Here is a 24,967-nt window from a genome sequence, read left to right on the forward strand (position 1 = left end):
TGACAGGCCGGGCGTCCGATCGGACGCCCGGCCTTTTCGCGCCCGGTCACAACGGCGGCACGACCACCGCGCGGTCGGTCGCACGGCTCGCGGCGGTCGCCCGGGGGCAGGCCAGGCCCGGCCAGGGCCAGGTTCCTCGTCGGCGGCCCGGCCGGGAGCAGGGCGTCGAGCGCCGGGCGGAACGCGCCGGCGACGGGGCCGCCGGGAACCACGACCCGCGCACCGCCCGACGCGGCCAGCAGGTGGGCCAGGGCCGCCGAGACCGCCGCCTCCCGCACCGGGCTCAACGCCCCGACCGGTTCGACCGGCGGTGTCTCCGGTTGTTCCCGCAGTTCCTCCCAGCCGAGCACCCGGCGGGCGGGCGGACCGACGTCGCGGGGACGTACGGCGCGCGGGTCCAGCCACACCACCTGCCAGTACGAGCAGTCGTCGATCAGGGTGGCCACGGCACGCCCGCACCGCGGGTCTCCGCCTCCTCCGCGCCGATCTTCTCCCACCGCCGCCACGGCGGCCCGGAGGCATCCGGGTCCACCGCGTGGGTCCCGGGCTCAAGAAGCGCGGGAAGCAGTTCGTGGCCGCATCTCCGATGGGCGTGAGCGGGGAGCGCGACCCGCGACACGGGCAGGGTCAGCGAGGCATCACAGCCCGCACACGTGAAAACGGTCATGCGCCCTCCGCGGTAGTGGCTCGGTGCGATCGGGACTCGATCAGGTCATGGAGCCGCCGTGTCACGGGATCGTGCGGGTGGGCGGCGTGGGACATGTGCAGCCAGCCGTCGGCGTCGAGCCGGAAGAAGGTGTCGCGGATGGACGGGTCGGCGCCGCGTTCCAGGAGCAGTCGTACCACGTCGAGATGACCGTCCGGGATCGCCCAGTGCAGGCCGGTCCGCCCGAGGTAGGGCGCGACGTCGGGGTGGACGCCGTGGTCGAGGAACCAGCGCACGACCTCGGTCCGGCCGTGCTGACAGGCATGGACGAGCGCCTCTCCCACGATCTCCCGCGGATCGTCGGTCGGGGGCAGCCGGGGCGGAAAGCCGACACCGGCGTCCGCGAGGTCGGGACGCGCCGTCGCGGCGTCCGGCCGTAACCCGCCGTCCGCGTCGAAACAGGCCCGAACACGATCCAGCCGTCCGCAGGCGGCGTACGTCCACAGCGCCCGCGGGACGATCCCGTGCCCGGCGAGCAGGTCGACGACCTCCGTGTTGCCGAGAAGGACGGCGTTCTCCAGCGGGGTGCCGCCCGAGATCCGGGTACCGGGGTCGGCGCCGGCCTCGAGCAGCAGGCGCACGTACTCGACCCGATCGGAGCGGGCGGCCCACAGGAGTGGGACGTCCAGGTCGGTGGCCCTGCCGAGCAGGACCTCTACCGCGGCGCGCGGCACGCCGAGCTTCTTCCCGAGCAGGACGCCGGGGATCGTCTCGGGGCCCGCGAGCATGTCCAGCAGGGTGCCGGCCTGCTCCGCGGTCAGACCCGCCAGCCGATCGGTGTCACCGGCCAGCAGGGCCTCGGCCTCGCGGTGCAGGCGCCTCCTGCTCTCCTGACGCTCGTCGAGATCGTGCCTCGATCTCTCGGTGAACGACACGAGCTCCCGCCAGGTCGGGAAGCCGAGCTCTCGCGCGATGATCAGCCGAGCGTCGCGAAGCTCCGCGGCGGAGGCGGCGGAGGCGGCGGTCGCGGTGGCGTGCCGGGGGACGTAGGCCCGCAGCCGCCGCAACGCGCCCGGGTCGTTGCGGCGCAGCTCGGCCAGGAGGGCGTCCGCCATCGAGGCGTAGGCGCCCGGCATGATCCCCGAGAGGCGGGAGACCGGCCGGTCCTCGGTGGTGCCGCGGCTGTCGATGTGAGCGCGGAACTCGGCCCAGGTCCGAAATCCGTGTTCCTGAGCGATCACGAACTGGGCATCGCCGAGCAGGAACCGTTCGGCGGCTCGGTCGCCCAGTACGTCGGCGACCCGGGCCTCGGCCGCCGCGTCGCCCGTCGCGTAGGCGCGGCGCAGGTGCTTGGCCTGCTTGCGGTAGTACTCCGGGTTCGGACGGGCCGGCAGCTCGAGATGACGGTCGGGCATCACAACCTCCTTCGTCGCCGAGGTCCGCTTGCCCGGCCGGAAAGAGGTCGATCTCGTTCGGTGTGCCGACGTGGTGCTCGAGGTGGGAAAGTCCCTGCCCGCGGACCGGCAGCACCCTCGCGTGCTCCGTCGAGAGTAGTTGTCGGCTCCACGCGGAGGCAATCGCCGCCAAGGCCCCGATCCTGTCCCGGCCGCCGCTCAGGCTCGACGCCGCGACCCTGAATGTGATCGTGGGGGCAGGTGGTCTTCCGCGTCCTACCCGGGCGGGCGGGGTTCCGCCGCGACCGTGCCGTGCGGCCGGGGCGGGCCGGTGCTCACCGTAGCCGAAGGAACGGCGGCAGAACGTCCTCTCCCACGAGGGTGGCTCGGTGGACGTCGGGCCGCGTGGAGGAGGCCTGCGCGGCGGACGGGAACATGAGCGCGGCACCGGCGGCCAGGACGGCGCAGGCGAGAGCGAGTCGGGAGAACATGCGGCGAATCTAGGAGCGTCTCCTTGCGCCGAGGTTGATGATCGCTTGCAGTTCGTCACCCGGGGATCCGCAGGGCACCTCTTCGCGCCGGGCGCCCGGAACGAGGTCGCATCGGCTCCGGCTCTCCTCCAGAGAGCCCTGCCGCGCACGGCGCCCGCCGTACCCGGCCGCGCCGCCGCGTCGCCGCGCCCAGGCCGTACCACGCCCCGTCTATCGGCGCCGGCCTCGCACCACCAGAAGAACGGCCACCCCCAAGATCACAAATAACAAGATCTCGGGCCATCCCAGACCGAACATGCGCGTTCCTTCCAGACGAGATCACCGGCTTCTACGATGTTCGCCCGGCCGGGCGTGGTCAAGGCCGTGCGCACGACCGGCCGGCGCCCCGTCCGCGATCGTCGGCCCGCCGACGCGAACCTTTTCGCGTACCCACTCGGATCGGTCATCGGCGCACCCGATAGCGCAGGTGGAGCACCCGGTCGCCCTGGATCACCACGTCAGGGTCCTCCAGCAGGTGGCGCGCGTCGACCGGCCCGAAGTAGCGCTTGCCGGACCCGAACACCACGGGTACGACGTCCATGCGTACCTCGTCGACCAGACCCGCGGCCAGCATCTGACCACCGACGTCGCCGGCGGCGACCTCGACGATGCGGTCACCCGCGAGCTCCTGCGCCTTGGCCACGGCTGCCTCGACGCCGTCGACGAAGTGAAACGGCGCCTCGGGGTCCCAGCCCTGGGGCGGCGGCCGGTGGGTCACGACGACCACGTGGTCGATCCCGCTCGGAGGCTTCCCGTCCCAGCCGTCCGTCAGGTCGAAGACGTGGCGGCCGGCGATCGTGACCCCGATCCGGTCCCAGTACGCCCGGGTGTGGTCGTAGGAGGTCTGCGACACCTTCAGCGCGCCGCTCTCGTCCAGCGGGACGTCACCGCTGGTCAACCAGTCGAACAGCGGTCCGGGCCGGTCGTTCTCGTCCGCGACGAAGCCGTCCACCGACACCGAGCCGTACATGACCACCTTGCCCACGGGGCTCTCCTCTGCTTGGGGTGCCCCAAGTTAGCGTGTCGTGAGCTGTCGCTCTTGTACGAAATCAATCGGCCGGCAGCGGCCAGCCGTCCAGCGCGTGGCCGGGGTGTTCGCGCAGGAACCGCCGCCGGACCTCGACGTACCGGGTCGGCGTGAGCCCGGTGAACGCCCGGAACTCGTGGCCGAAGTGGGCCTGGTCGAAGTAGCCCGCGCCACCGGCGAGGTCGCCCCAGTCGATCGGTCCGGCGGGGTCGATCGCGAACACGGTGGCGGTGAAGCGGTGGGTGCGGGCCAGCCGCTTCGGCGTGACGCCGATGAGCTCCTTGAACCGCTGTGCCAGATGGGTGGTGCTGACACCGGCCGCCACGCTCAGGTCGCCGATCGCCACCGCCCCGCCGGCCGCCGCGATGACGCCGCTCGTGTGGCGGACCAGCCCCAGACCGGCGGTCTCGCACAGCCGTCGCATCAGCTCCTCCTCGAGCAGCGTCAGCATCTCGTGCGGTCCGGCCGCCGTGGCCAGCCGGTCCCGCAGCTCGGCGACGGCGGGCCTGCCCCAGACCTGCTCCACCGTCACCGGCCGGTCACACAGCTCGGCCGCGGGCATCGGCAGGAACGGCGCCAGCCCCCACGGCTTGACGTGCGCGCCGACCGACCGGGTCTCCGGCGGGTAGCCGAACTCGAAGGCGTGGGTGGGCATGGTGATCACGCAGCCGTCGGCGTACTCGGCCGTCTCGAGGTCGGTGCCGGCGCGGATGCGGAACGGCGCCCCGAGGTTGACGATGAGCAACGCCGACGGACTCGGCGGCAGCGTCAGCCGGGCGTACGGCGGCGCACCCTGCAGGTGGTAAAGGTCGTCGATCAGCCCGTCCAGCGGCGGTCGCGGCACTCTGGACACGTACTCCACGCGTCACAGCATGGCCGACGCGCGGACGGACCGCCAGGTCGTCGTACGCCGCCGGTCGCGGACGGCGAGCGAGGTGACCGTGTGACCAGTGGCCGGTGGGCTGTTCGTATTCTCATGAGTGATTCGATCCTCATCGGAACCCGGGGCGGCCAGGGAGGGAACTCAGCCGCCGATCAGGTCGGCGACGGTGGCGATGCCCTCGGAGACGGCGTCGGGGGTCAGGTTCCCGAACCCCAGGACGAGCTGGGGACGACCGTCCCGGACCCGGTAGGGACCCATGCCGTACAGTCCGACCCCCCGGTCCAGAGCCGTGCCGACGACGGAACGCTCGTCGGCCCCGGCCGGCAGCGGGACGACGGCGTGGAACCCGGCGGCGAGACCGAGGAGTTCCACGCCGGGCGCGTGGCGCGCCAGGGCGCCGGCGAGAGCCGCGCGACGAGCCGCGTACCGCTGGCGCATCCGGCGGAGGTACCGGTCGTAGTGCCCGGCCCGGACGAGGTTCGCCAGAGCGAGCTGGTCGAGGACCGGAGAACCCAGATCGGCGAGCCGCTTGTTCCGCGCGACCGCCTCGGACAGCCGGGGCGGGGCGACGATCCAGCCCAGCCGCAGCGCCGGCGAGAGCGACTTGCTCACCGACCCCAGCAGCGCGACCCGGTCGGGGGCGAGTCCCTGCAGCGCGCCGACGGGCTCCCGGTCGTACCGGAACTCCGCGTCGTAGTCGTCCTCGATGATCGTCGCGTCACGGGAGGCCGCCCAGGTGATCAGAGCCTGCCGCCGGTCGGGCGTGAGGAGCACGCCGGTCGGTGACTGGTGCGCGGGCGTGAGAACCACGGCACGCGCGCCGGTGGCGGCCAGGGCGTCGACGTCCATGCCGCGTTCGTCCACCGGAACGGGGACCACCTCCAGCCCGAGCATGTCCGCGATCGCGCGGTGGTCCGGGTCGCCGGGATCCTCGAAGGCCACGGTCCGTACGTCGCCCAGGGAGCGCAGGACCATCTGCAGGCCCTGCGTGTAGCCCGCGCAGACGATCGTGTGAGCCGGGTCGGCGACGGCACCCCTGACCCGGCGCAGGTAGGCGGCGAGGACCTCGCGAAGTGCCGGGCTGCCGTACGGGGACGAATAGCCGAGCTCCTCGTTGGAAGCCTCCCGGCAGGCCCGGCGAAGAGCCTGGCTCCACTGTTCGCGGGGGAAGCTCGCCAGGTCGGGGATGCCGGGGCGGAAGTCGACGCGGATCGAGGGCGGCACCGCCGGCCGGGCCGGGGCCGTCGGGGACACGTGCCCGCAGGCGGCGACCCGGGTACCGGAGCCGGGCCGGGTGACCAGGTAGCCCTCGGCCTGGAGCTGCGCGTAGGACTCGGTGACCAGACCGCGCGAGACACCGAGCGCGCGGGCCAGCGCGCGCGACGAGGGCAGCTGTTCACCCGCGGCCAACCGGCCGGTGCGGACACCCTCGCGCAGGGCCAGTTCGAGCTGTACGCGCAGCGGCCTGCCCCGGTCCAGCGGAACGAACAGCTCGGGACCGGAACCGGTCCACTCGACAGGCATCGAACTGGACCTCCTTTCCGGACCGGTCGGATTCTAGGCTCGCGGCATGACCAACGTCGAGGCGCCTCGGCAGCCGATCGTCACCCGTCCGATAGCCATGCTTCTCGTCTTCTCCGTCGGCGCCATGTCCGCCTACTACCTGCTGATGCCCGTCGTCCCGCTGTACGCGGCGGTCACCGGCGCGGACGGCGTCGGCGCGGGCCTGGCCACCGGCGTCCTGATGCTCGGGACGGTGCTGGCCGAGTTCGCGGTCGTCCGGTTGCTGGCCAGGTTCGGCTATCGCACGGTCGTGGGGCTGGGGCTGCTGCTCCTCGGGGTGCCCGCCCTCCTGCTCGCGGCCCATCCACCGCTCGCCGTCGTCCTGGTCGTGTGCCTGTTCAGGGGCGCGGGACTGGGGATCGTGGTCGTGTGCGGTGCCGCGCTGATCGGTGAACTCGTCCCTGCCGAGCGCAGGAGCGAGGGCCTGGGCCTCTACGGCCTCGCGGTCGGGATCCCGTCGATCGCCTGCCTGCCGACCGGGCTGTGGCTGCAGGAGCGGTTCGGCTTCACCCCCGTGTTCCTCCTCGGCGCGGGTCTGGCCCTGGTCGTGCTGGCCGCGGCCGGCGGCCTGCCCGCCGGGAGCGGACAGGGGGAACAGCACGGCGGCGTTCTCGCGGCCCTCCGTGACACCGATCTGGTCAGGCCCGCGTTCATCTTCGCCGCCATCACGATGGCGAGCGGGATCCTGCTGACCTTCCTGCCGCTGGCGGCGGGCTCGGTGGCGACGGCCCTGCTCGTGCAGTCCTGCGTGACCCCCCTGGCCCGCTGGTGCGCGGGCTGGTTCGGGGACAGGTACGACCAGGGAAGTCTCCTCCTACCGGCGGTCCTGTCGGCCGCCGCCGGCACCGCCCTGATGGTCTTCGTCCCGCACCAGGGGGCCCTGCTCGCCGGGATGGTCCTGTTCGGGATCGGCTTCGGCGCGGCCCAGAACGTCACGCTGTCGCTGATGTTCGCGCGGGCCTCGCCCGCGAACTTCGGCCAGGTCAGCGTCGTGTGGAACCTCGCCTACGACGCCGGGATCGGGATCGGCGCCATCGGGTTCGGCCTGCTGGTCCAGCCGCTCGGCTACCCGGCGTCCTTCGCCCTCACGGCGGCCGTCCTGTTCGTCTCGCTCGTCCCCGCCGTCAGGGACAGGAGGAGAACCCGGTGACGGTCGTCACGCGGTGCCTGCCGGAGGATTCCGGCGGTGCGGCACTCGTGGCCGGGTCAGATCTCTCCGCTGCGGATGCCCGCCAGGAAGGTGTTCCAGGTCGTCGGGGAGAAGGTCAGCGTCGGGCCGGAGGGGTCCTTGCTGTCGCGTACGGCGACGAGGCCCGGCACGTTGGTGGCGACCTCCACACAGTTGTCGCCACCACCGCTACGACTGGACTTGTGGAACTCGGCAGCAGACAGGTCAGCGGAGATCATGGTCACTCCTCATCGCGGTGATGACCACCGCGGACTCCTCGGGGGACAGGCAAACGCGGGCAAGACGCTCAAACGACAGTTTAAGATTTCGCACTTGGTCCGGCGCCTCCACATAAATCTCTCCTCCCGGACACCCGACGTAGCCCGCGTCCAGATCTTCGTCGTCGAATGACAGCAGAGAGAAGGCCCCCTCAAGGCCCGGGTGTGCTCCGGCCTGGAGTGGCAGGACCTGAATCGTGACATTGGGCCGGTCTGCGAATTGAAGGATGTCATCGAGTTGGCGGGCCATGACACCAGGAGAACCTACGGGCCTGCGTAGGGCGCAGACGTCGATGAGAGCGTGCAGCCTTGGTGCGCGTGCGCCGAGAAGACTGATCTTCCTGGCCATCCTGGCGTCCACGCGCCGGTCCAACTCGGTGCCGACGAGTTCTGGATGTACAGCGCGGATGATCTCGCGGGCGTACTCCTCGTTCTGAAGGATGCCCGGAACCAAAAGTGGCTCCCAGGTATGGATGACGTTCGCCTCGGCCTCCAGGCTGACATAGGCGCCGGCGAACACATCGCTGTAGGCGGTCCACCAGCCACGTTGACCGGCATCCCGGCCGAGTTGGATCAGCCCGGCCTTCGTGGGCGGGCCCACCGCGTACAGATCGCAGAGGTCGGCGATGTCCGTGCTGCTGGGCATGGTCCGAGCGTTCTCGATGCGGCTCAGCTTGGCCGTGGACCAGCGGAGCGGTGTGGCCACCTCTTCCAGCGTGAGATCCGCTTTCTCCCGGAGTCTTCGCAGCTCACGGCCAAGACGACGGTGTCGAACGGTAGGACTCGCGGAAGCCATGCCGACCAGCATGCCTGATCACCGTCGTCGTGCACCGAGCAAATTCACACAAGGCACTTGTGATCATGCAACTTGCACCCCACACTGCAAGGAGTCAATCAACTACTGACAGTGATCGATAGTCGGGATGTCCGACCGCCGCCACAGCAATCGCCGGTCGGCTACGGCCCGGTTCGTCAACTCAAGGTGAGGATGCCATGACACGTGCGGATCGATCCGTGCAACGGAGGCCGACGAAGCGAACCCGCCCGGTACTGGAACATCGTGACGGGTCCTTGATCAGGAAGGCGGTCCTGACCCGTGAGCAACCCTAGTGCTCCCGTTCCCGACCGGCAGGCGGTCGACGGTTGCGGCTGTTTCGCCGACGCGCCGCCGATGCCGATGGGCTGTGCCGCCCGCGGGCACGCCCCGTACGCGCACGGCTGCCCCGACCGGCCCGCCGACCACGAGTACGTCCAGCCGTCCGCAGCCCTGCTGGATGTCCGGCTGCTGGCCCGCCGGACCGGGGATCGTTCGCTCTCTTGCTTCGAGCCGCTCGCTCCCGTGGCCCCGGCCGAGGAGAACCCGACGGTGCCCGTCCAGCGCGCTTCCGGGCAGGCCCCGCCTGTCGTGCCTGCCGTACATGCGTCGTCGTCCGAGCGGGCGCACCGCCGCCCGCGATCGGCGCGCCCGTCCCGGCCCGCCCTCCACGGCAGGCCCTGGCCCGCACGCGCCGACCTGTCCCGGCTCGGCCACCGGCGCCGCCTCGCGCCCCGTCCGAGGCGGGCGACCACCTGCGCACCGAATCGAGCCTCGCTCACCCCGTCTTCGCATCGGCCTCCCGGCCGGTGCGGCGTACCCCTCCAGATCCTCCCCTGCTTCACAGAGCGGGCCCGTCCACCGCTACCGACGTCCGGACGGGCCCTTGATCGGATGGAGGTCCAATCAATGAACGATGGTAGGTCCACCGACCCGGAGCCGACCAGGCCCGAGAACGCGATCCCCGGCTGGCGGCTGATCCTCAGCGACGCCGGGCGGCTGTGGGCCAGTCGCGAGGAACCCTTCTCCGAGGCCGCCTGCGACGCCGGAGCCGGCCGTACCGTCGACGGCGACAGCCTGGAGGAGCTGCGAGCCGCGACCGACCGGCAGGAGACCTTCGCTTATGAGATCCAAGAACGGGAGGCGCGGGAAAGGACGGCACGAGAGCGGGAGACTCCTGCCCGGCAGGAGCAGGCCGGGCAGGTGACCTCGTGATCCGCCGCTGCCTGAGCGCCGCACGCGGGCGCCACCGCGACGGCCGGAGCGTCACCCCGATCCCGAGCTACACCTGGGACCACGAGGCCCGCGCCGAGGCCGCGATGCTGGAGATCTCCCGGCCCGGCTGGGCCGTTCTCTACGGCACCGGCAGCCGTCTCTTCCACGCCATCGCCACCTGGCCCACCCCCGAACCGCTGATCATCTGTGACCGGACCGTCGAGGGCCTGAAAGCACAGATGCGCGAGGCGGAGGAGACCGCGCTGTACCGCTGGGCCCTGACCTCCACCTCGGTCACCATCGGCCACTCCTGAGCGAGCACGGCGATTCCGTCCCGTCCCCGGTCCGGGGCCGTCGTGCCGGCACGAGGGGGGCGCCACAACGATCCGGCACCTCCGCCCCCCACGGACGCGGGTGTACCAAATCCTCCCCCTCGGAGGGGGCGAGGGGGAGGATTTGGTACACGAGTCCTTGAGCGGGCCGACGTGTCAGGCGCGTTGGGCCGCCGTCTCACGTACGGAACGTGCGGCGGTAGGCGTCCGGTGGTACGCCGACCGTGCGGTGGAAGTGACGGCGCAGCGTCGTCGCCGTGCCCATGCCGGCGGCCGAGGCGATGGCCTCGACGCTGTCGTCGGTGGTCTCCAGCAGCTCCTGCGCGCGGCGGATCCGCTGCGTCAGCAGCCACCGCAGCGGGGTGGTGCCGGCGAACGAGCGGAAGTGGCGGGCCAGGTGGCGTGAGCTCATGTTCGCCTGGCGGGCCAGGTCCTCCACGGTGAGCGGCCGATCCAGCCGTCGCATCGCCCAGGTGAGCAGCTCGGCCAAGGGGTGCCCGTCCTGCGCGGGCACCGGCGTGGTGACGAACTGGGCCTGGCCGCCGGCCCGGTGGGGCGGCACGACCAGGCGGCGGGCGACCACGTTGGCGACCGCCGAGCCGTGGTCGCGGCGGACCAGGTGCAGGCACAGGTCCAGCGCCGCGGCCTTGCCCGCCGAGGTGAGCACGCTGCCGTTGTCGACGTAGAGCACGTCCGGGTCGACCTCCACCCGGGGGTGGCGCGCGGCCAGTTCGCCGGTGTGGGCCCAGTGCGTGGTCGCGCGCAGCCCGTCCAGCAGGCCGGCGGCGGCGAGCACGAACGCGCCCGTGCACAGGGTGACCACCCGCGCGCCCGCCGCGTGGGCCGCGCGCACCGCCTCGACCAGCTCGGCCGGCGGGTCCTCGTCGACGTCCGCCAGGGCGGGGACGATCACGGTGCCGGCGCGCGCCAGCCCGTCGAGGCCGTGATCCGGCTCCAGCATGAACCGGCCGACCCGGACGGCGTGTGTGCCGCACACGCCGACGTCGTACCAGGGACCCGGAACGGCCTCCGGGGCGGAGCCGAAGACCTCGTAGGCCAGGGCCAGCTCGAAGTGCAGCATCCCGACGCCGCGTGGCCGCCGCCGGTCAGGACATCTACGCCGTCAGCGCGCCGCTCGCGGTGGAGGCCGTCGACCGCGTCCTCACCGGCAGGACCAGGACCGTCGGCGTCGCCTCCGCGGGCGCGGCCTTCGACGCCCCGGACTTCCTGCGCGCCCTGTCCCCGCACCTCTCGCTGCGGTTCCCGCTCGGCACACGCGGCTGAGCCGCACGTCCCGTCCGATGCGCGGCCGAGGCGCACGTCCCCGCCCGGCACGCGTGGCCGGGTGGCCACGGGCGCGTCAGCGGGCCGGGGTCCGGGGGCGGTTCCACCACAGGGAAAGGGACAGGGCCGCGGCGACGAGGACGGCGCCGCCGGCGGCGAAGGCGGCGGCCGTGTCGACCCGCTGCTGGACGACGGTGAAGCTGCCGGGGAGGGCGTCGAGGGCCTTCTGGAGCTGGCCGGCGTTCTCGGCGCGGTGGTAGGAGCCGCCGGTGGCCTGGGCCATCTGCTTGAGCGCGGGCTCGTCGATGGTGCGGGGGCTGCGGCCCCTGTCGAACCCGCCGCGACCGCCGGAGCCACCCCAGCGGCCGAAGCCCTGGCCGTCGAACTGCGAGTTCTCGCAGACCATCGGGGCCGGGTTCGTGGTGCCGAAACCGATGGGGAAGACACGGACGCGGCGCAGGGCCGCCTCCCGGGCGGCGACCTTCGGGTCGACGCCCTGGGTGTTGGCGCCGTCGGTGAGCACGACGATCGCGGCACCGGCGTAGCCCGCCTGGGCGGCGCCGGGGGTCGCCCCGGTGGAGGCGACCGACGGGTCGACCTCCGCGATCGCGTCGATCGAGGTGAGCACGGCCTGCCCGATCGCGGTGCCGCGGGCCACGGTGAGACCTTCCAGCGCCTCGACCAGCGCGTCGGTGTCGTCGGTGGGCGGGACGAGCAGGCCCGCGCTGCCCGCGAAGGTGACCAGGCCGATGCGCGGCCCGCCCCGCTGCGACTCGATGAACTCGGCGGCGGCCTTCCTCGCGGCGGTGAGGCGGTTGGGGTCGACGTCCGTGGAGCACATGGAGCCGGAGGTGTCGAGCGCGAGCAGGATCGTCACCGACGTCTGCGGCACCGGGACCGACGCCTGCGGTCGCGCGGCCCCGACCCCCAGCAGCGCGAGCCCGGCGACGAACAGCGCCGCGGGGATCCTCCGCGTCCAGCGCGTACGGCCGGGCAGGGCGACGCGTACGAGCGCGATCGAGGTGACGCGCACGGCGGCCCGCCTGCGGCGCCGCCGCGCCCACTCGCGGACGGCGAGGATCAGCGGGACGACCAGGAGGGACAGCAGGGCCCACGGCCATGAGAGGGACATTCAGATCACCCGTCCGGAGCGGAGCACGTTGAGCACCGCGCCCGCGGTGAGCAGCGCGAGGGCGAGCCCGATCAGCCCGCCGGCCAGCGGCAGCGGCTCGTCGGAGACGGTGAGCCGCAGGTCGATCGTGTCGGCGATCCCGTCGAGCCGCGCCGCGTCGGAGGCGGGGTGGTAGGCGCCGCCGGTGGTCCGCGCGATCGAGGTGAGGGTGTCCTCCTCGAGCGAGGTCCGCAGGCGGTAGCCGTCGACCTTCACCGTCGCCCCGGCCGTGGTGCCGACCCCGACGGTGTGGACGTGGACGCCCGCCCGCTGGGCGACGCCGGCGGCCTGCTCGACGTCCGCGCCCTGGTTCTGGCCGTCGGAGAACATCACGATCGTCGCGGACGGCCAGTAGCCGATGTCGGGCGCGGTGCCGTCGCGGCCGACGGCCACCTGCCTGCCGGTGATCGCCGACAGGGAGGCCGTGATGGCCGTGCCCAGCGAGGTGCCACCGGTGATCCTCAGCCGGTCGATGGCCTTGAGCGCGACGGAGTGGTCGGCGTCGGGCCGCGCGGTGGTGAGCGCGCCCCGCTCGAACGCGACGACCCCGATGTCGACGGTGTCGGGCTGCGCCGCCACGAACGCGCGCGCCGCCCGCTGCGCGGCCGCCAGCCGGGTGGGCGCGACGTCGTCGGCACCCATGCTGTTGGAGACGTCGATGGCCAGGACGACGGTGCCCGCGGTCCGCGGGACCGGCACCATGGCCGCCGGTCCGGCGACGGCGACCGCGAGCACCCCGACGCCGGCGATCGTCAGGCCCACCCCGAGGTACGCCCGCCGGCCGCCCGGCACGGCGACCCCGGCGGCGGCGAGGGCGGCCGTCCGGCGGCGCGCCGAGACGACGGCCGCCCAGGCGAGCGCCGCCGTGACGAGCAGTCCGACGGTCAGCAGCAGCGGGGAGGACAGGGTCATGGCGACCGTTCCCGGGTCCGGGCGACGACCTCGGCGAGCGCCTCGGCCACGTCGCGGCCGGTGTCGACGCGGTGGACGGGCACCCCGGCCCGGCGCATGCCCGCCTCCAGCCGGGCGTCGCGGGCGTCGACGGCGGCGCGCAGGCGGAGCCGCAACAGCGGGTCGGCGGAGTCGACGACGAGCTGCTCGCCGGTCTCGGCGTCCTCGACCACGATCAGTCCGGCCTCGGGCAGCACGTCGTCGGCCGCGTCCGTGATCCGCAGGGCGACCACCTCGTGCCGCCGGGACAGGCGCTGCAGCGAGCGCTCCCAGTCGCCCTCGCCGATGAAGTCCGACAGCACGACGATGAGCGCGCGGCGGCGCGCGAGCCGTCCGGCCGCGTCCAGCATCTCCGCCAGGTCGGTGGTGGCGCCGCCCGCCCCGGAGGTATGCCCGCCGCGCGTCCCGGAGGTGGCGCCGCGTGCCCCGAAGATGCGGCCGCCGCGTTTCCCGGAGGGGGTGTCGCCGCGTGACGGGGAGGTGCGTTCCAGCTCGGCGCCGATCCGCAGCACGTGCCGCCGGGAGGTGCCGGGCGGCACGACGCGCTGCGTCCCGGTGTCGAACAGCAGGGCGCCGACGCGGTTGCCGCCCCGGCCGAACAGCCGGGCGAGGACGAGCGCGAGCTCGACGAGCACGTCGTGCTTGCCGCGCCCCGGCCGGCCGGCCGCCATCGACGCCGACCGGTCGAGGACGAGCCACACCGTCAGCTCGCGGTCCTCGGTGAACACGCGCAGGTACGGCTCGTCCAGCCGGGCGGTCACGTTCCAGTCGATGTTCCGGGCGTCGTCGCCGTGGCCGTAGGGGCGCAACCCGGTGAAGTCGATCCCGGAGCCGCGGTGCGCGGTGCGGTGGGCGCCCTGGAGCCGGCCGTCGAGCCTGCGGACGACCTTCCACTCCAGGCGGAGCAGGAGCCTCTCGGGGGCGGTGGCCACGGCGCTCAGCGTCTCTGCAGGACGACGTCGGGCACCCGGACGGCGCCGAGCACCCCGGTGACGATCGTGTCGGCGTCGACGTCGTCCGCCAGGGCCTCGTAGGACAGCACGAGGCGGTGGCGCAGCACGTCGAGCGCGAGCTCGGACAGGTCGTGCGGCAGGACGTAGTCGCGGCCGCGCAGGAACGCCAGCGCCCGGGCGCCCGTGACGAGCGCGATGGACGCGCGCGGGCTCGCCCCGTGGGTGACGTACCGCTCCAGCTCGCCGAGCCCGGCCGTCGCGGGGGAGCGCGTCACCGAGACCAGCCGTACCGCGTAGTCGACGATCGCCGGATCGACGTACACCTGCCGGGCGCGGTCCCGCATCGCGAGCAGGTCCTCGGCCGTCACCGTCGGCTGCGGCGGCTCGGGCGGGCGCAGCGCCCGCGCGACGATCGCCTGCTCCTCGGTCTGCGTCGGGTAGCCGACGACCACCTTCATCATGAAGCGGTCGACCTGCGCCTCGGGCAGCGGGTAGGTGCCCTCCGACTCGATCGGGTTCTCCGTCGCCATGACCAGGAACGGCTCGGGCACCCGGAACGTCTCCCGGCCGATCGTCACCTGGTGCTCCTGCATCACCTCCAGCAGGGCGCTCTGCACCTTGGCGGGGGCGCGGTTGATCTCGTCGGCCAGCAGCAGGTTCGCGAACACCGGGCCGAGCTCGGTCCTGAACTCCCCGGAGTGCTGGTGGTAGACCCGCGTGCCCACGAGGTCGGCCGGCACCAGGTCGGGGGTGAACTGGACGCGCTGGAAGCTCCCGTCGATCGCGGCGGCCAGCGACCTCACCGCGAGCGTCTTGGCCAGGCCCGGCACGCCCTCGACGAGCAGGTGGCCGTCGGCGATCAGCGCGACGGCCATGCGCTCCAGCAGGACGTCCTGCCCGACGATCGTGCGTTTGACCTCGAACAGCACGTGTTCGAGCGGGTGGGCCGGGTCGGGGGACGTGGTCGAGGTCATACGGTGTTCCCTCTCGTGGCGCTTCGGTCAGATCTGGGGTCCGTCGCCCGGTGGTCCGTCGCCGTCACCGCCGCCCAGGGCCGCGCCGATCGGCACCGCGAACGCGATGCCGGCGAACGCCTCGTCGCCTCCCGGGTCGGCGATCGAGACGACGATCCCGATGACCAGGCCGCGGGCGTCCAGCAGGGGGCCGCCGGAGCTGCCCGGGTTCGCGGAGGCGTCGAACTGGATGAGCCCGCTCAGGCCGCGGCCCTTGTCGATGCGGGCGGCGCTGCGGTTCAGGCCCGACACGACGCCGGTGGAGACGCTGTAGGTCAGGCCCAGCGGATTGCCGATCGCCACGACGGGCGCGCCCACGGTCGCGGCGCCGCCGAGCGTCGCCGGCACGAGGATCTCCGGCAGCTTCGCGGGCTTGAGGGTCGCGATGTCGCGCTCGGGGTCCGAGGACGCGACGACGGCCTTCGCCCGGGTGCCGTCGGCGAACGTCACGGTGACGTCCCCGGCGTCCTCGTCCGACGCGTCCTTGCCCGGGGCGTCCTCGACGACGTGGTGCGCCGTCAGGATCGTTCCGTCCTCGGCCGCGATCACACCGGTCCCGAGGGACTTCCCGGCCTGGACGACCACCACCGACGGCCCGACCCTCTCGAAGACGTCGGGCACCGTGAGCGCCGCGCTGGGCGTCGGCGTCGCGCTCGGCGCGGGCACGGCGTCTGCGCCGTTCCCCCCGCCTCCCAGCCAGTACGCGAGCAGCGCCACGACGACGAGCACGCCACCCCCGGCGGCGAGGCGCCGGGTCCTCGCGGGCGCGCCTCCACGAGCCTCGGCCGCCTCGGCCCCCTGCGGCGCACGCTCCATTGCCTCATACTCGTAAATCTCAGTCGAAAGTGCTACAAACTTCGCCTGAAAACTCCCTGGGAACCGGTTCCGCGGCCTGGCGCGCACGGTACGACGACGGCGTTCCGGTCCGGACGGCTTGGTCACCCTTGCCGCGAGGACCCTCCGCGCCGGGGAGTGCGCCAGGAGCGATGCCCTTCCGGGCCGTTCTCCCGCCGCCGGACACGCGCGCCGACCGGCCTCCTGCGGCGCGCGGCCTCCCTGAAACCGGTGAAACCCGGCCGAGGGTGGCGTGAAACCCGTCTCACCGAGAGTGAGGCCATGAGCATCACAGAACTCGGACGCGCCGGGGGCGGTCCGATCACCGATGGGGACACCCGTCCGGCCGTACGCGCGCAGGGACTCGTGAAGACGTTCGGCGATCACCGTGCCGTCGACGGGATCGACCTGGAGGTACGCCCCGGCGAGATCTTCGGCGTCCTCGGCCCGAACGGCGCCGGCAAGACCACCATGCTGCGGATGCTGGCCACCCTGCTGGGGATCGACGCGGGCCGCGCCGAGATCTTCGGGGTCGACGTGGCCGGCGAACCGCACGTGATCCGGCAACTGGTCGGCGTCACCGGGCAGTACGCGTCGGTCGACGAGAACCTGACCGCCCGCGAGAACCTCTGGCTCTTCAGCCGCCTGCAGGGCATCGCCGCGCCGCGCGCCCGGCGCGTCTCCACGGAGCTGCTGGGCAGGTTCGGCCTGGAGGAGGCCGCCGACAGGCCGATCGCGCAGTTCTCCGGAGGCATGCGCCGGCGCCTCGACCTGGCGGCCAGCCTGATCACCACGCCACCGCTGATCTTCCTCGACGAGCCCACCACCGGTCTCGACCCGCGCACGCGCGGCCAGATGTGGGACACCATCCGGGAGCTGGTCGCCGACGGCTGCACGGTGCTGCTGACCACGCAGTACCTGGACGAGGCCGACCAGCTCGCCGATCGCGTCGCCGTCATCGACCACGGCCGCAAGGTCGCCGAGGGCACCCCCGACGAGCTGAAGACCGCGGTCGGCGACTCCACCCTCCAGGTGCTGCTGGCCGAACCGGACGAGGTGCCGGTCGCCGTGGAGGTCGTGCGGCGCGTCCTCGGCTCCGACCCGGTCCTCAGCCCGGAGCGGGGCCGCCTCAACGTCGCCCTCGACCAGGCCGACCTGGCCGCGGACGTACTGATCGCGCTGCGCACCGCCGGGGTGTCGATCTCCTCGGTGAGCGTGGCCAAGCCAAGCCTGGACGAGGTCTTCCTCGCCCTCACCGGCCACGGGACGGGCGGCGACGGGACGACCGGCGACGACGAGACCGGCACGAAGGAGAACCGATGAGCACCGTGACCGCACCCGCCCGCGAGACGGTCCCTACCGCCGACCGTGTGGCGGCCGCCCGGCGGCGCGTCTCGCCGGGGGAGACCCTCGGCCAGACCCTGATGATGGCGTGGCGGGCGCTCAAGAAGATGCGCCGCAACCCCGAGCAGTTCTTCGACGTGGCGCTGCAGCCGATCCTGTTCACCGCGATGTTCGCCTTCATCTTCGGCGGCGCCATCGCCGGTGACGTGCAGAGCTACCTTCCCCTGATGATCCCCGGCATCCTCGCCCAGACCGTGCTGACGACGTGCATGGCCACGGGCACGCAGCTCCGCGAGGACCTGGAGAAGGGCGTCTTCGACCGGTTCAAGTCGCTGCCGATCGCCCGGATCGCACCGCTCGCCGGCCCGATGGTGGCCGACCTGCTGCGCTACACGATCGCGGCCACCCTGACCTTCGGCATGGGCCTGGTGATGGGCTACCGCCCGGGCGGCGGGGTGTGGGGCGTGCTCGCCGCGATCCTGCTGGCGATCTTCACGGGCTGGTCGCTGGCGTGGGTGTTCACCTGGGTCGGCACGGTCGCCCGGAGCGCCCAGGCCGTGCAGGGCATCTCGATGATGATCCTGTTCCCGCTGACCTTCCTGTCGAACGCGTTCGTGCCCGTCGAGACCCTGCCCGGCTGGCTGGCCGCGTTCGTACGGGTCAACCCGGTCTCACACCTGGTCACGGCCGCCCGCGACCTCGCCAACGGGGGCGTCGTCAGCGGGGAGGTGGCCTGGACGCTCCTGGCGGGCCTGATCGTCATCGCGATCTTCGCGCCGCTGTCGGTGCGCAGCTACAAGCGGCACCTGTGACCTCCGCCCGTCACGGCCGCAGACCCGCTCGACGAGGCCCCACGCCTCGCCGAGCAGGTCGGGGCCGTCGCGGTCGCCGTACCCGGCCCGCAGGGCGGCGATCATCCCGGGCGCGGCCCGCTCCGCGTGCGGCTCGATCCGCTCGAAGGCCATGCTGGGCAGGCTGTTGTGGTACGCGAACCGCTCGGCCAGCACCAGCAGCCCGATCGCGTCGCGCGGGGCCACGGCCCCGCGCAGCAGCCCCCAGGAACCGAGCGCGAACAGCATCGAGCCGCACAACGGGTAGTCCAGGACCGGGTTCTCCACGGGCAGCAGGTCGTGGTCCAGGACCTTGGAGAACAGCTCCTCGCCGTACCGGACCTCCTCGGGCGGGGCGTGGTGCGCGTACGCCGTCAGGGTGACCGACATCGCGGCGACCGACCACGGCGTGAGCTCCGTGTGGGCCACGCCCGGCAGGCGCAGGGCGTGCGCCCGCTGGACGGCCAGGCGGTACTGCGCGAGCGCGGCGGCCGTCTCGCCGCGGGCGAGGGCGATCTCGGCCGCGCAGAGCGAGCCGATCGCCACCCCGCTGAGCACCGTCTCGGTGTCGCTGTTCCGCGTGATCTCGGCGAGCTCGGCCTCGGCGGTGCCGAGATCGCCGTCGGCGAGCGCGGAGATCAGCAGCACCGAGCGGAGCTGGGTCTCGTCGTCGCCGGCGCCGAGCCGGCTCAGCACCGGGATGGCGGTCCGCGCGTGCCCGACCGCCCGCCGGCGGTCGCCGAGCCGCATGGTCAGATGGGCCAGTACGGCGTGCGTGATCGCGACGGCCCACGGCCCCTCGTCCTCGCCGACCATCGTCAGGGTCCGCTCGGCGGCCTCGATCGCCCCGGTCACGTCCCCCGCGTTCTCCAGGACGTGGGTGCTCATCTGCGCCGCTGCCCGGGCCACGTCGCGGTCGGTGCTCCGGCACAGCTCCGCCAGTCGCCGGCGCATGTCGTGGCCGGTCGTGTCACAGGCGAGCAGCACCGCGGCCATCGCCGTCACCCGGGAGTCCATCGTGTCGTCGGCGGGCAGCGCCCGCAGCAGGTCGCGCAGCGAGTCGGCATGGCGGTCGGCGGTGATCGTGATGTTCGCGAGCGTGATGATCGCGGCGACCCTGGTCACCTCGACGAGGTCCGGGGGCGGCGTCCAGCCGGTGATCGTCTGAGTGATCGCGTCGTGGTGGACGAGGACGCGGGAGTGGTCGCCGCGGACCGACCACAGCGCGCCGACACCGGCCAGCAGCCGGACCGTCGTGACCGGGTCGCTCTCGGCCAGAGCCCGGCGGAGCAGGTCGGCGAGGTTGCCCTCCTCGGCGCGCAACGCGTCGGCCGCCGCGAACTGCCCCGGGCCGAACAACCTGAAGGCGTGCCGGAGGGCGTACGCCGTCGCCCAGGCCCGCTGCGCCTCCCGGGCGGCCGTCTCCTCCCCGGCCTCCCCCAGCCGCATCCGCCCGAACTCCCTGACGGTCTCCAGCATCCGGTAGCGCAGTCCGTACGCCGTCTCGCGGACGCTCAGCATCGACTGCTCGGCCAGCGCGTCCACGGCGCGCAGGGCGTCCGGGCCGAGGACGTGCTCGGCGGCGGCCAGCGTGAAGCCGTCGCCGAACAGCGACAACCACCGCAACGCCCGCCGCTCGGGCTCCTGGAGCAGGTTCCACGACCAGTCGATGACCGCGAGCAGCGTCCGGTGCCGGTCGGGGGCCGTACGGTTCCCGCCGCGCAGCAGGGCGAACCGGTCCGCCAGACGCCGCGCGATCTCCTCCACCGACATCGTCCGCACCCTGGCCGCGGCCAGCTCGATCGCGAGCGGCAGCCCGTCGAGGCGGGCGACGACCTTCCCGACCGCTCCCTCGTCGATCAGCGCGTCCGGGCGGGCGGCCGTGGCGCGCTGGCGGAACAACGCGACCGCGTCGCCCGCGGGCAGCTCGCCGAGCGGGTAGACGCGTTCGGCGGGGATCGACAGGGGAGCGCGCGAGGTGACGAGCACCCGCAGGTCGCGGGTCGTCACGGTCAGGAACGACACCAGGTCGGCGACGGCCTCGATCACGTGCTCGCAGTTGTCCAGGATCAGCAGCGCCGGAGCCTGGTCGAGGTGCTCGGCGATCCGGGCGCGGACGTCGGAGCGCCGCCCGGCGGTCATCGAACGGCGCCCGCCGACCGAGTCCCGCACCCCGAGCGCCGAGCCCACCTCGCCCACCACGCCCTCCGGCGAGGAGACGCCGACGAGTTCGACGAAGTGGGCGACGGGCTGGGCGGCGTTCCTGCCGACGACGTGGGCCAGCCGCGTCTTGCCCAGCCCGCCGGGACCGACGACGGACACCACCCGGTTCGTCTCCAACAGGGCGTGCAGCGCGCGGATGTCGTCGTCGCGGCCGAGCAGCGAGGAGCCGTCGAACAGGACGCCCTGGCGCACCGGCCGGTCGGCGACCAGGAGCCCGGCGTGCACGCGGGCCAGTTCGGGCCCCGGCCCGGTGCCGAGCCGCGCGGCCACACCCGCGCGGTACCGCTCGTAGCGCTCCAGGGCGGCGGCGGCGCCCCGTACGGCGGCCTCGCTGCGCAGCAGGCAGGCGAGCACCTCCTCGTCGTGCGGCCGGTCGGCCGCGACCTCCTCCAGCAGTGGCAGCGCGCTCTCGTGGGCGCCGCTCCGGCCTCGTGCGATCGCCGCCACCCGTCGCGCCTCGGCCGCCCACCCCGCCGCGGCGCCCCTCAGCTCGGCGAGCGGGCCCGTGGCGCCGTCCGGGCCGCCGTCCGGGCCGCCGGCCACCAGGTCCATGGCCTCCTCGGCGCGGCGCCGCGCGAGCGCCGTGTCGTTCTCGTCCAACGCCGCCCGTGCCCGCTCCACCAGCGCGCCGAGCAGCAGCGCGTCCACCTGGTCGGCGGGCAGCCCGAGCCGGTAACCACGCGGGGTCCGTACCACGACGTCGGCACGGGTCGCCGCCCTGGTCCGCGAGACGACCACCTGCAGCGCCTTCGCCGGGTTGGCCGGAGCCTCCTCGGGCCACAGTTCCTCGATCAGGTGACCCTCACCGGCTCCCGCGCGCCCGTGCAGGGCGAGCACGGCCAGCAGGGTGCGGGCGCGATCGCCGATCACGCGCGCACCCTGCCAGCGGACACCGTCGAGCAGGACCAGTGCGGGGGACACGTCCCCAGCTTACGGACAGGTCGCGGCGGGACCCGGGAGTCTCACCCGCGGCGCCGCCCGCGTGAGCCGCCGCGGCCGGGGCGCCCGGGCCCGGGGACCGACGCCGATCCGGGGCGTCCGGGTGCGGGGACCGCCGCCGGTCCGTGGCGCTCGTCACCCTGCTGATTCGCGGCCGGGTGTCACGAGCGCGGTGTTCGCACAGGTCACGGGGCGATCCGGGTGATTCCCCCGCGATCCGGGGGCGTCGTCGGCCGGGGAAAACCGGGTGACATCCCCAGGCGCCTGCCGAAATGCTGGGGAAGGGCGATGAGTTTTGTCGGTGGTGTCCGTCACTCTTACGGGACGACGACTTCTTCTGAGACCCACGGCTGGAACGCCAGCCACGACCATGCCGCATCCGATGATCCTGATTGAGGAGCCGTGCACATCCCGCAGTCCGACTCACCCGCCACGTCCGAGACCACCGTCCCGGGTCGTACCCCGCCCGTGATCCGGTTGCTGGTGCTCGCCACCTTCGTGGTCATCCTCAACGAGACGATCATGATCAACGCGATCCCTCGGTTGATGGAGGCGATGGACATCACCGAGCAGACCGCTCAGTGGCTCTCGACCGCCTTCATGCTGACCATGGCCGCCGTCATCCCGATCACCGGCTGGTTCCTGCAGCGGTTCTCCACCCGCGCCGCGTACACCACCGCGATGGGCCTGTTCCTGACCGGCACGGCGCTGGCCGGTCTCGCGCCGTCGTTCGAGGTGCTGCTGGGCGCCCGCATCGTCCAGGCGTCCGGGACGGCCGTGATGATGCCGCTGCTGATGACCACGCTGATGCAGGTCGTGCCCGAGCGGGACCGGGGCCGGGTGATGGGCACCCTGTCCCTGGCCATCTCCGTCGCGCCCGCCATGGGCCCGACGGTCTCGGGGGTGATCCTGCAGTTCGGCTCCTGGCGCCTGCTGTTCGCCGTGGTGTTCCCCATCGCCGCCGTGATCACCTGGTTCGGGTTGAAGCGCCTCAAGAACGTCGGCGAGGCCAAGTACAGCACCGTCGACTGGCTGAGCGTGGTGACCGCGGCCGCGGGCTTCGGCAGCCTGGTCTACGGGCTCAGCCGGTTCGAGGACGACGTCGTCACCGCCGTCGCGATCGTGGCGGCGGGCCTGGCCGCCATCGTCGTCTTCGTGCTGCGCCAGCTGTCGCTGCAGAAGCGCGACGTGCCGCTGCTGGACCTGCGCACCCTGCGGTACCGCACCTACACGGTCGCGCTGGTCCTGATGTCGGTGGCCTTCATGGCGATGCTCGGCTCGATGATCCTGCTGCCGCTGTACCTGCAGAACGTCCGCGGGCTCAGCGCCCTGCAGACCGGGCTCCTCGTGATGCCGGGCGGCCTCGCGATGGGACTGCTCGGCCCGACCATCGGCCGCCTGTTCGACCGGTTCGGCGGCCGCGTCCTGGTCGTCCCCGGCGCGATCGGCATCGCGCTCGCGCTCACCGGCTTCACCCAGATCACGATGACCATGCCGATCTGGCAGCTCCTCGGCCTGCACGCGCTGCTGATGGTGAGCCTGGCCGCGACCTTCACCCCGGTCTTCACCCTCGGGCTCGGGGCGGTCCCGCCGCCGCTCTACTCCCACGCCAGCTCGATCCTGAGCACGCTGCAGCAGGTCGCGGCGGCCATCGGCACCGCGCTGGTCGTCACCGTGATGAGCGCGCGCGCCGCCGCCCTGGAGTCCGCGGGGGTCACGAAGGTGCTCGCCGACCTCGACGGCATGCGGCTGGCCTTCATCATCGGCGCTGCGCTGTCCGTGATCGTGGTCGTCACCGCCCTGCTCCTGCCCGCGCGGGCGGACGGCGCCCACGAGAGCGAGGAGACCGGCGAGGCCGACGAGATCGACGAGATCGACGAGGCCGAGGAGACCCGGCCGATGACACCGGTGTGACGGCGACCGCCGTCACGGGTGTCCACCTCCGCCCCCGTCCCCTCGCCCGGGGGCGGGGGGCTACGTGGGGAGCAGGGCCAGCAGGTTGGCGGGGAAGTTCGCGAAGTCGTCGGGGCGGATGGCGCGCAGCACGGTCGCCGCGAGCACCGGGTCGTGCCGGATCATGAGCGTGGCGGTGTCGGGACGGCTGAAGAACTGCACGGTCATGGAGAGCAGTTCGGTGTCACCCGAGGTGTAGAGCTTGGCGGGATAGTACCTCCCGGCCCTCTGCTCGGTCGGTTTCGCGTAGTACGCCTCGAACGCCGGCATGGCGCCGACGTCGAAGGCCGGTTCGATCTTCTTCGACTCGGGATAGATGTTGACGAGCGTGGGGCTTGTCATTCTCGTTCTGATGATCTGGTGCAGGCGCGTCCATTCGATCGCGGGAAGGTAGAACTCGACCTGGTGTCCGATCTCGTGCACCACCGTCGGGATGTCGTCCATCACCGAGAGGCGCACCTTGTTGCCCACGCGTGCGGCGTTCGCCCGGTACTGCGTCACCCGGGTGCCGAGCCAGAACCGGCCGGGCTCGACGGTGTCCTCGGTGACCTCGATGTTCGACACGTGCTTCTCGGGGGGCCTGCGCGACGGCTGCACCAGGGCGGCGTAGATCATCATGCCGGTCGGCGCGTTCTTGTAGAACCGCTCGACGTGCTTGTCGAAGTGCTTCTGTGCCTTGCACGCGGGGGTGGCCGTGATGTTGGGCAGGGTGCCGCCCTGGGCACCGGAGCCGGTGGCGAGCTTGTCGCCGTACATGGCCTGGACGACCGGGAGGGCCTCCAGGGCCTGGGTCAGCGCGGTCTTGTCGCCCGGGGTGGGATCACCGGGCGCGTTCACCGCCCGCAGGGCCTGGTCGGCCGCCTCGACCAGGGGGTCGACGAGCGAGCCGGGGGCGTGGTTCCGGATGAGGCCCTTCAGGTCGGCCGGGACGTCGGCGTGGTTCAGGTAGAGCTGCCGCTCGCGGGCGACGACGTACGGGTCGATGCGCGCGCGCACCGCCGCGCCCACCCGCACGCCCTCGTTCTCGGTGGCGACGATGTTGTTGGCCGACGTGTAGGTGCTGGTCGCCCTGGAGGTGACCATCGACGCGTAGGTCGCGACCGAGGACCCGTCGACCATGGGCGAGCACGCGTGCATCGCCGCGTCGATGTGGTTGTCCAGGACGGCCTGCGCGGGCGCGGCGAGGGTGTCGAGCTGGGGGTCCGGGACCGCCGCGCAGAAATCCGCGACCGCGCCGCCGCAGACCGTGCCCTGGGTGATCCCCGCCTCCTTGACGTGGTCCTCCAGGCGCGTCAGCAGCAGCTGGAAGGCGGTCGGCGCGACCGAGCCGGGGTCGCGGTTCGTCTTGGAACGGTCCCCCCGCATGCCGCTGTCGGGGGATGGCTGGGCGGGAAACATGGTGGGCTCCTTTCGGGAGAGGCGCGACGGTGAACCGGGAAACGAATCCACGCCGAAATGAGGTTGATATTTCAGCGGAAATGATGGCTTGCGAAGCTTAATCCTGGCGCGTCATCCCGGCAATTACCAGGTATCGCCTGTCCCTGTGAGGACACCCGGTCGAGAGGCCGCATTCGTCCCGGCCGCGGCGTTCGACAATTCCGGTGCGCTGGTTTGCGCTAATT

At 72.8% G+C, this 24,967-nt stretch carries 21 protein-coding genes and 2 pseudogenes; 7 read left to right on the forward strand and 16 right to left on the reverse strand.

Features of this window, described 5'->3' with window-relative positions; all coding sequences use genetic code 11:
• From AB0G16_RS33540 to AB0G16_RS33565, 6 genes and pseudogenes are all read right to left on the reverse strand, one after another.
• A pseudogene (locus AB0G16_RS33540) lies at positions 1–446 on the reverse strand (hypothetical protein); the annotation flags it as partial.
• A 217-nt stretch (positions 447–663) separates the two neighbouring features.
• Positions 664–2,061, reverse strand: coding sequence for an ankyrin repeat domain-containing protein (locus tag AB0G16_RS33545; RefSeq protein ID WP_362814194.1), 1,398 nt, complete (start codon positions 2,059–2,061; stop codon positions 664–666).
• Positions 2,062–2,375: 314 nt separating this feature from the next.
• The gene (locus AB0G16_RS33550) at positions 2,376–2,531 is read right to left on the reverse strand and encodes a hypothetical protein (protein WP_362814196.1); all 156 of its coding nucleotides are present in this window, start codon (positions 2,529–2,531) and stop codon (positions 2,376–2,378) included.
• A 442-nt stretch (positions 2,532–2,973) separates the two neighbouring features.
• The gene (locus AB0G16_RS33555; protein WP_362814198.1) at positions 2,974–3,555 is read right to left on the reverse strand and encodes a dihydrofolate reductase family protein; all 582 of its coding nucleotides are present in this window, start codon (positions 3,553–3,555) and stop codon (positions 2,974–2,976) included.
• Between the two features lie 64 nt (positions 3,556–3,619).
• The gene (locus AB0G16_RS33560) at positions 3,620–4,459 is read right to left on the reverse strand and encodes a helix-turn-helix domain-containing protein (protein WP_362814200.1); all 840 of its coding nucleotides are present in this window, start codon (positions 4,457–4,459) and stop codon (positions 3,620–3,622) included.
• 162 nt (positions 4,460–4,621) lie between these two features.
• Positions 4,622–6,004, reverse strand: coding sequence for a PLP-dependent aminotransferase family protein (locus AB0G16_RS33565; RefSeq protein ID WP_362814202.1), 1,383 nt, complete (start codon positions 6,002–6,004; stop codon positions 4,622–4,624).
• A 46-nt stretch (positions 6,005–6,050) separates the two neighbouring features.
• Between AB0G16_RS33565 and AB0G16_RS33570 the strand changes: the two genes are divergently transcribed.
• Entirely contained in the window at positions 6,051–7,193 is a 1,143-nt protein-coding gene (locus AB0G16_RS33570) for an MFS transporter (RefSeq protein WP_362814204.1), read from the forward strand.
• Positions 7,194–7,249: 56 nt separating this feature from the next.
• Here the strand turns inward: AB0G16_RS33570 and AB0G16_RS33575 are convergent, their stop codons facing one another.
• A complete protein-coding gene (locus tag AB0G16_RS33575) occupies positions 7,250–7,450 on the reverse strand; it encodes a DUF397 domain-containing protein (RefSeq protein WP_362814206.1) in 201 nt (66 codons plus the stop codon).
• Positions 7,437–8,297, reverse strand: coding sequence for a helix-turn-helix transcriptional regulator (locus AB0G16_RS33580; protein WP_362814208.1), 861 nt, complete (start codon positions 8,295–8,297; stop codon positions 7,437–7,439). Before AB0G16_RS33580 ends, AB0G16_RS33575 begins: the two co-directional genes overlap by 14 nt.
• A 915-nt stretch (positions 8,298–9,212) precedes the next feature.
• Between AB0G16_RS33580 and AB0G16_RS33585 the strand changes: the two genes are divergently transcribed.
• Positions 9,213–9,518, forward strand: a complete 306-nt coding sequence (locus tag AB0G16_RS33585) for a hypothetical protein (RefSeq protein ID WP_362814210.1) — start codon at positions 9,213–9,215, stop codon at positions 9,516–9,518.
• Complete coding sequence (locus AB0G16_RS33590) at positions 9,515–9,832, forward strand: hypothetical protein (protein ID WP_362814212.1); 318 nt, start codon at positions 9,515–9,517, stop codon at positions 9,830–9,832. The genes AB0G16_RS33585 and AB0G16_RS33590 overlap by 4 nt, the downstream gene beginning before the upstream one ends.
• Before the next feature lie 196 nt (positions 9,833–10,028).
• Here the strand turns inward: AB0G16_RS33590 and AB0G16_RS33595 are convergent, their stop codons facing one another.
• Positions 10,029–10,931 carry a helix-turn-helix domain-containing protein gene (locus AB0G16_RS33595; RefSeq protein WP_362814214.1) on the reverse strand — a complete coding sequence of 301 codons (903 nt, stop codon included), beginning with the start codon at positions 10,929–10,931 and terminating at the stop codon, positions 10,029–10,031.
• Positions 10,932–10,942: 11 nt separating this feature from the next.
• Between AB0G16_RS33595 and AB0G16_RS33600 the strand changes: the two genes are divergently transcribed.
• Positions 10,943–11,134: a hypothetical protein gene (locus AB0G16_RS33600; RefSeq protein WP_362814216.1), complete on the forward strand. Its 192-nt coding sequence runs from the start codon at positions 10,943–10,945 to the stop codon at positions 11,132–11,134.
• 76 nt (positions 11,135–11,210) lie between these two features.
• Here the strand turns inward: AB0G16_RS33600 and AB0G16_RS33605 are convergent, their stop codons facing one another.
• From AB0G16_RS33605 to AB0G16_RS33625, 5 genes are read right to left on the reverse strand one after another with little or no spacing between them, the layout of a single operon-like run.
• Positions 11,211–12,266 carry a VWA domain-containing protein gene (locus AB0G16_RS33605; RefSeq protein ID WP_362814218.1) on the reverse strand — a complete coding sequence of 352 codons (1,056 nt, stop codon included), beginning with the start codon at positions 12,264–12,266 and terminating at the stop codon, positions 11,211–11,213.
• Entirely contained in the window at positions 12,267–13,217 is a 951-nt protein-coding gene (locus AB0G16_RS33610; protein WP_362814220.1) for a VWA domain-containing protein, read from the reverse strand.
• Positions 13,214–14,188 carry a DUF58 domain-containing protein gene (locus tag AB0G16_RS33615; RefSeq protein WP_362814222.1) on the reverse strand — a complete coding sequence of 325 codons (975 nt, stop codon included), beginning with the start codon at positions 14,186–14,188 and terminating at the stop codon, positions 13,214–13,216. Before AB0G16_RS33615 ends, AB0G16_RS33610 begins: the two co-directional genes overlap by 4 nt.
• A 5-nt stretch (positions 14,189–14,193) precedes the next feature.
• Positions 14,194–15,183 carry a MoxR family ATPase gene (locus AB0G16_RS33620; RefSeq protein ID WP_362814224.1) on the reverse strand — a complete coding sequence of 330 codons (990 nt, stop codon included), beginning with the start codon at positions 15,181–15,183 and terminating at the stop codon, positions 14,194–14,196.
• A 27-nt stretch (positions 15,184–15,210) separates the two neighbouring features.
• Positions 15,211–16,038 (reverse strand): trypsin-like peptidase domain-containing protein, encoded by an 828-nt coding sequence (locus AB0G16_RS33625; RefSeq protein WP_362814226.1) that lies wholly within the window; start codon positions 16,036–16,038, stop codon positions 15,211–15,213.
• Positions 16,039–16,338: 300 nt separating this feature from the next.
• On the opposite strand from AB0G16_RS33625, the gene AB0G16_RS33630 reads away from it, so the two are divergent.
• Positions 16,339–17,379, forward strand: a complete 1,041-nt coding sequence (locus AB0G16_RS33630) for an ATP-binding cassette domain-containing protein (protein WP_362814228.1) — start codon at positions 16,339–16,341, stop codon at positions 17,377–17,379.
• Positions 17,376–18,212: an ABC transporter permease gene (locus AB0G16_RS33635; RefSeq protein WP_362814230.1), complete on the forward strand. Its 837-nt coding sequence runs from the start codon at positions 17,376–17,378 to the stop codon at positions 18,210–18,212. The genes AB0G16_RS33630 and AB0G16_RS33635 overlap by 4 nt, the downstream gene beginning before the upstream one ends.
• A gap of 1,686 nt (positions 18,213–19,898) precedes the next feature.
• Here AB0G16_RS33635 and AB0G16_RS33640 read toward each other — a convergent pair.
• A pseudogene (locus tag AB0G16_RS33640) lies at positions 19,899–21,374 on the reverse strand (BTAD domain-containing putative transcriptional regulator); the annotation flags it as partial.
• Between the two features lie 420 nt (positions 21,375–21,794).
• On the opposite strand from AB0G16_RS33640, the gene AB0G16_RS33645 reads away from it, so the two are divergent.
• A complete protein-coding gene (locus AB0G16_RS33645; RefSeq protein WP_362814232.1) occupies positions 21,795–23,306 on the forward strand; it encodes an MDR family MFS transporter in 1,512 nt (503 codons plus the stop codon).
• Between the two features lie 60 nt (positions 23,307–23,366).
• Here the strand turns inward: AB0G16_RS33645 and AB0G16_RS33650 are convergent, their stop codons facing one another.
• Positions 23,367–24,743: a hypothetical protein gene (locus AB0G16_RS33650; protein WP_362814234.1), complete on the reverse strand. Its 1,377-nt coding sequence runs from the start codon at positions 24,741–24,743 to the stop codon at positions 23,367–23,369.
• Between the last annotated feature and the right edge of the window lie 224 nt (positions 24,744–24,967).

This window comes from Streptosporangium sp. NPDC023615 (genome assembly GCF_040640155.1).
Lineage (GTDB): Bacteria > Actinomycetota > Actinomycetes > Streptosporangiales > Streptosporangiaceae > Streptosporangium.

What these genes read in the sequence shown, in the direction of transcription:
- AB0G16_RS33545 (WP_362814194.1), bottom strand. Translation starts at nt 2,061, where the DNA reads ATGCCCGACCGTCATCTCGAGCTGCCGGCCCGTCCGAACCCGGAGTAC.
- AB0G16_RS33550 (WP_362814196.1), bottom strand. Translation starts at nt 2,531, where the DNA reads ATGTTCTCCCGACTCGCTCTCGCCTGCGCCGTCCTGGCCGCCGGTGCC.
- AB0G16_RS33565 (WP_362814202.1), bottom strand. Translation starts at nt 6,004, where the DNA reads ATGCCTGTCGAGTGGACCGGTTCCGGTCCCGAGCTGTTCGTTCCGCTG.
- AB0G16_RS33570 (WP_362814204.1), top strand. Translation starts at nt 6,051, where the DNA reads ATGACCAACGTCGAGGCGCCTCGGCAGCCGATCGTCACCCGTCCGATA.
- AB0G16_RS33575 (WP_362814206.1), bottom strand. Translation starts at nt 7,450, where the DNA reads ATGATCTCCGCTGACCTGTCTGCTGCCGAGTTCCACAAGTCCAGTCGT.
- AB0G16_RS33580 (WP_362814208.1), bottom strand. Translation starts at nt 8,297, where the DNA reads ATGCTGGTCGGCATGGCTTCCGCGAGTCCTACCGTTCGACACCGTCGT.
- AB0G16_RS33585 (WP_362814210.1), top strand. Translation starts at nt 9,213, where the DNA reads ATGAACGATGGTAGGTCCACCGACCCGGAGCCGACCAGGCCCGAGAAC.
- AB0G16_RS33595 (WP_362814214.1), bottom strand. Translation starts at nt 10,931, where the DNA reads ATGCTGCACTTCGAGCTGGCCCTGGCCTACGAGGTCTTCGGCTCCGCC.
- AB0G16_RS33605 (WP_362814218.1), bottom strand. Translation starts at nt 12,266, where the DNA reads ATGTCCCTCTCATGGCCGTGGGCCCTGCTGTCCCTCCTGGTCGTCCCG.
- AB0G16_RS33610 (WP_362814220.1), bottom strand. Translation starts at nt 13,217, where the DNA reads ATGACCCTGTCCTCCCCGCTGCTGCTGACCGTCGGACTGCTCGTCACG.
- AB0G16_RS33620 (WP_362814224.1), bottom strand. Translation starts at nt 15,183, where the DNA reads ATGACCTCGACCACGTCCCCCGACCCGGCCCACCCGCTCGAACACGTG.
- AB0G16_RS33625 (WP_362814226.1), bottom strand. Translation starts at nt 16,038, where the DNA reads ATGGAGCGTGCGCCGCAGGGGGCCGAGGCGGCCGAGGCTCGTGGAGGC.
- AB0G16_RS33630 (WP_362814228.1), top strand. Translation starts at nt 16,339, where the DNA reads ATGAGCATCACAGAACTCGGACGCGCCGGGGGCGGTCCGATCACCGAT.
- AB0G16_RS33635 (WP_362814230.1), top strand. Translation starts at nt 17,376, where the DNA reads ATGAGCACCGTGACCGCACCCGCCCGCGAGACGGTCCCTACCGCCGAC.
- AB0G16_RS33650 (WP_362814234.1), bottom strand. Translation starts at nt 24,743, where the DNA reads ATGTTTCCCGCCCAGCCATCCCCCGACAGCGGCATGCGGGGGGACCGT.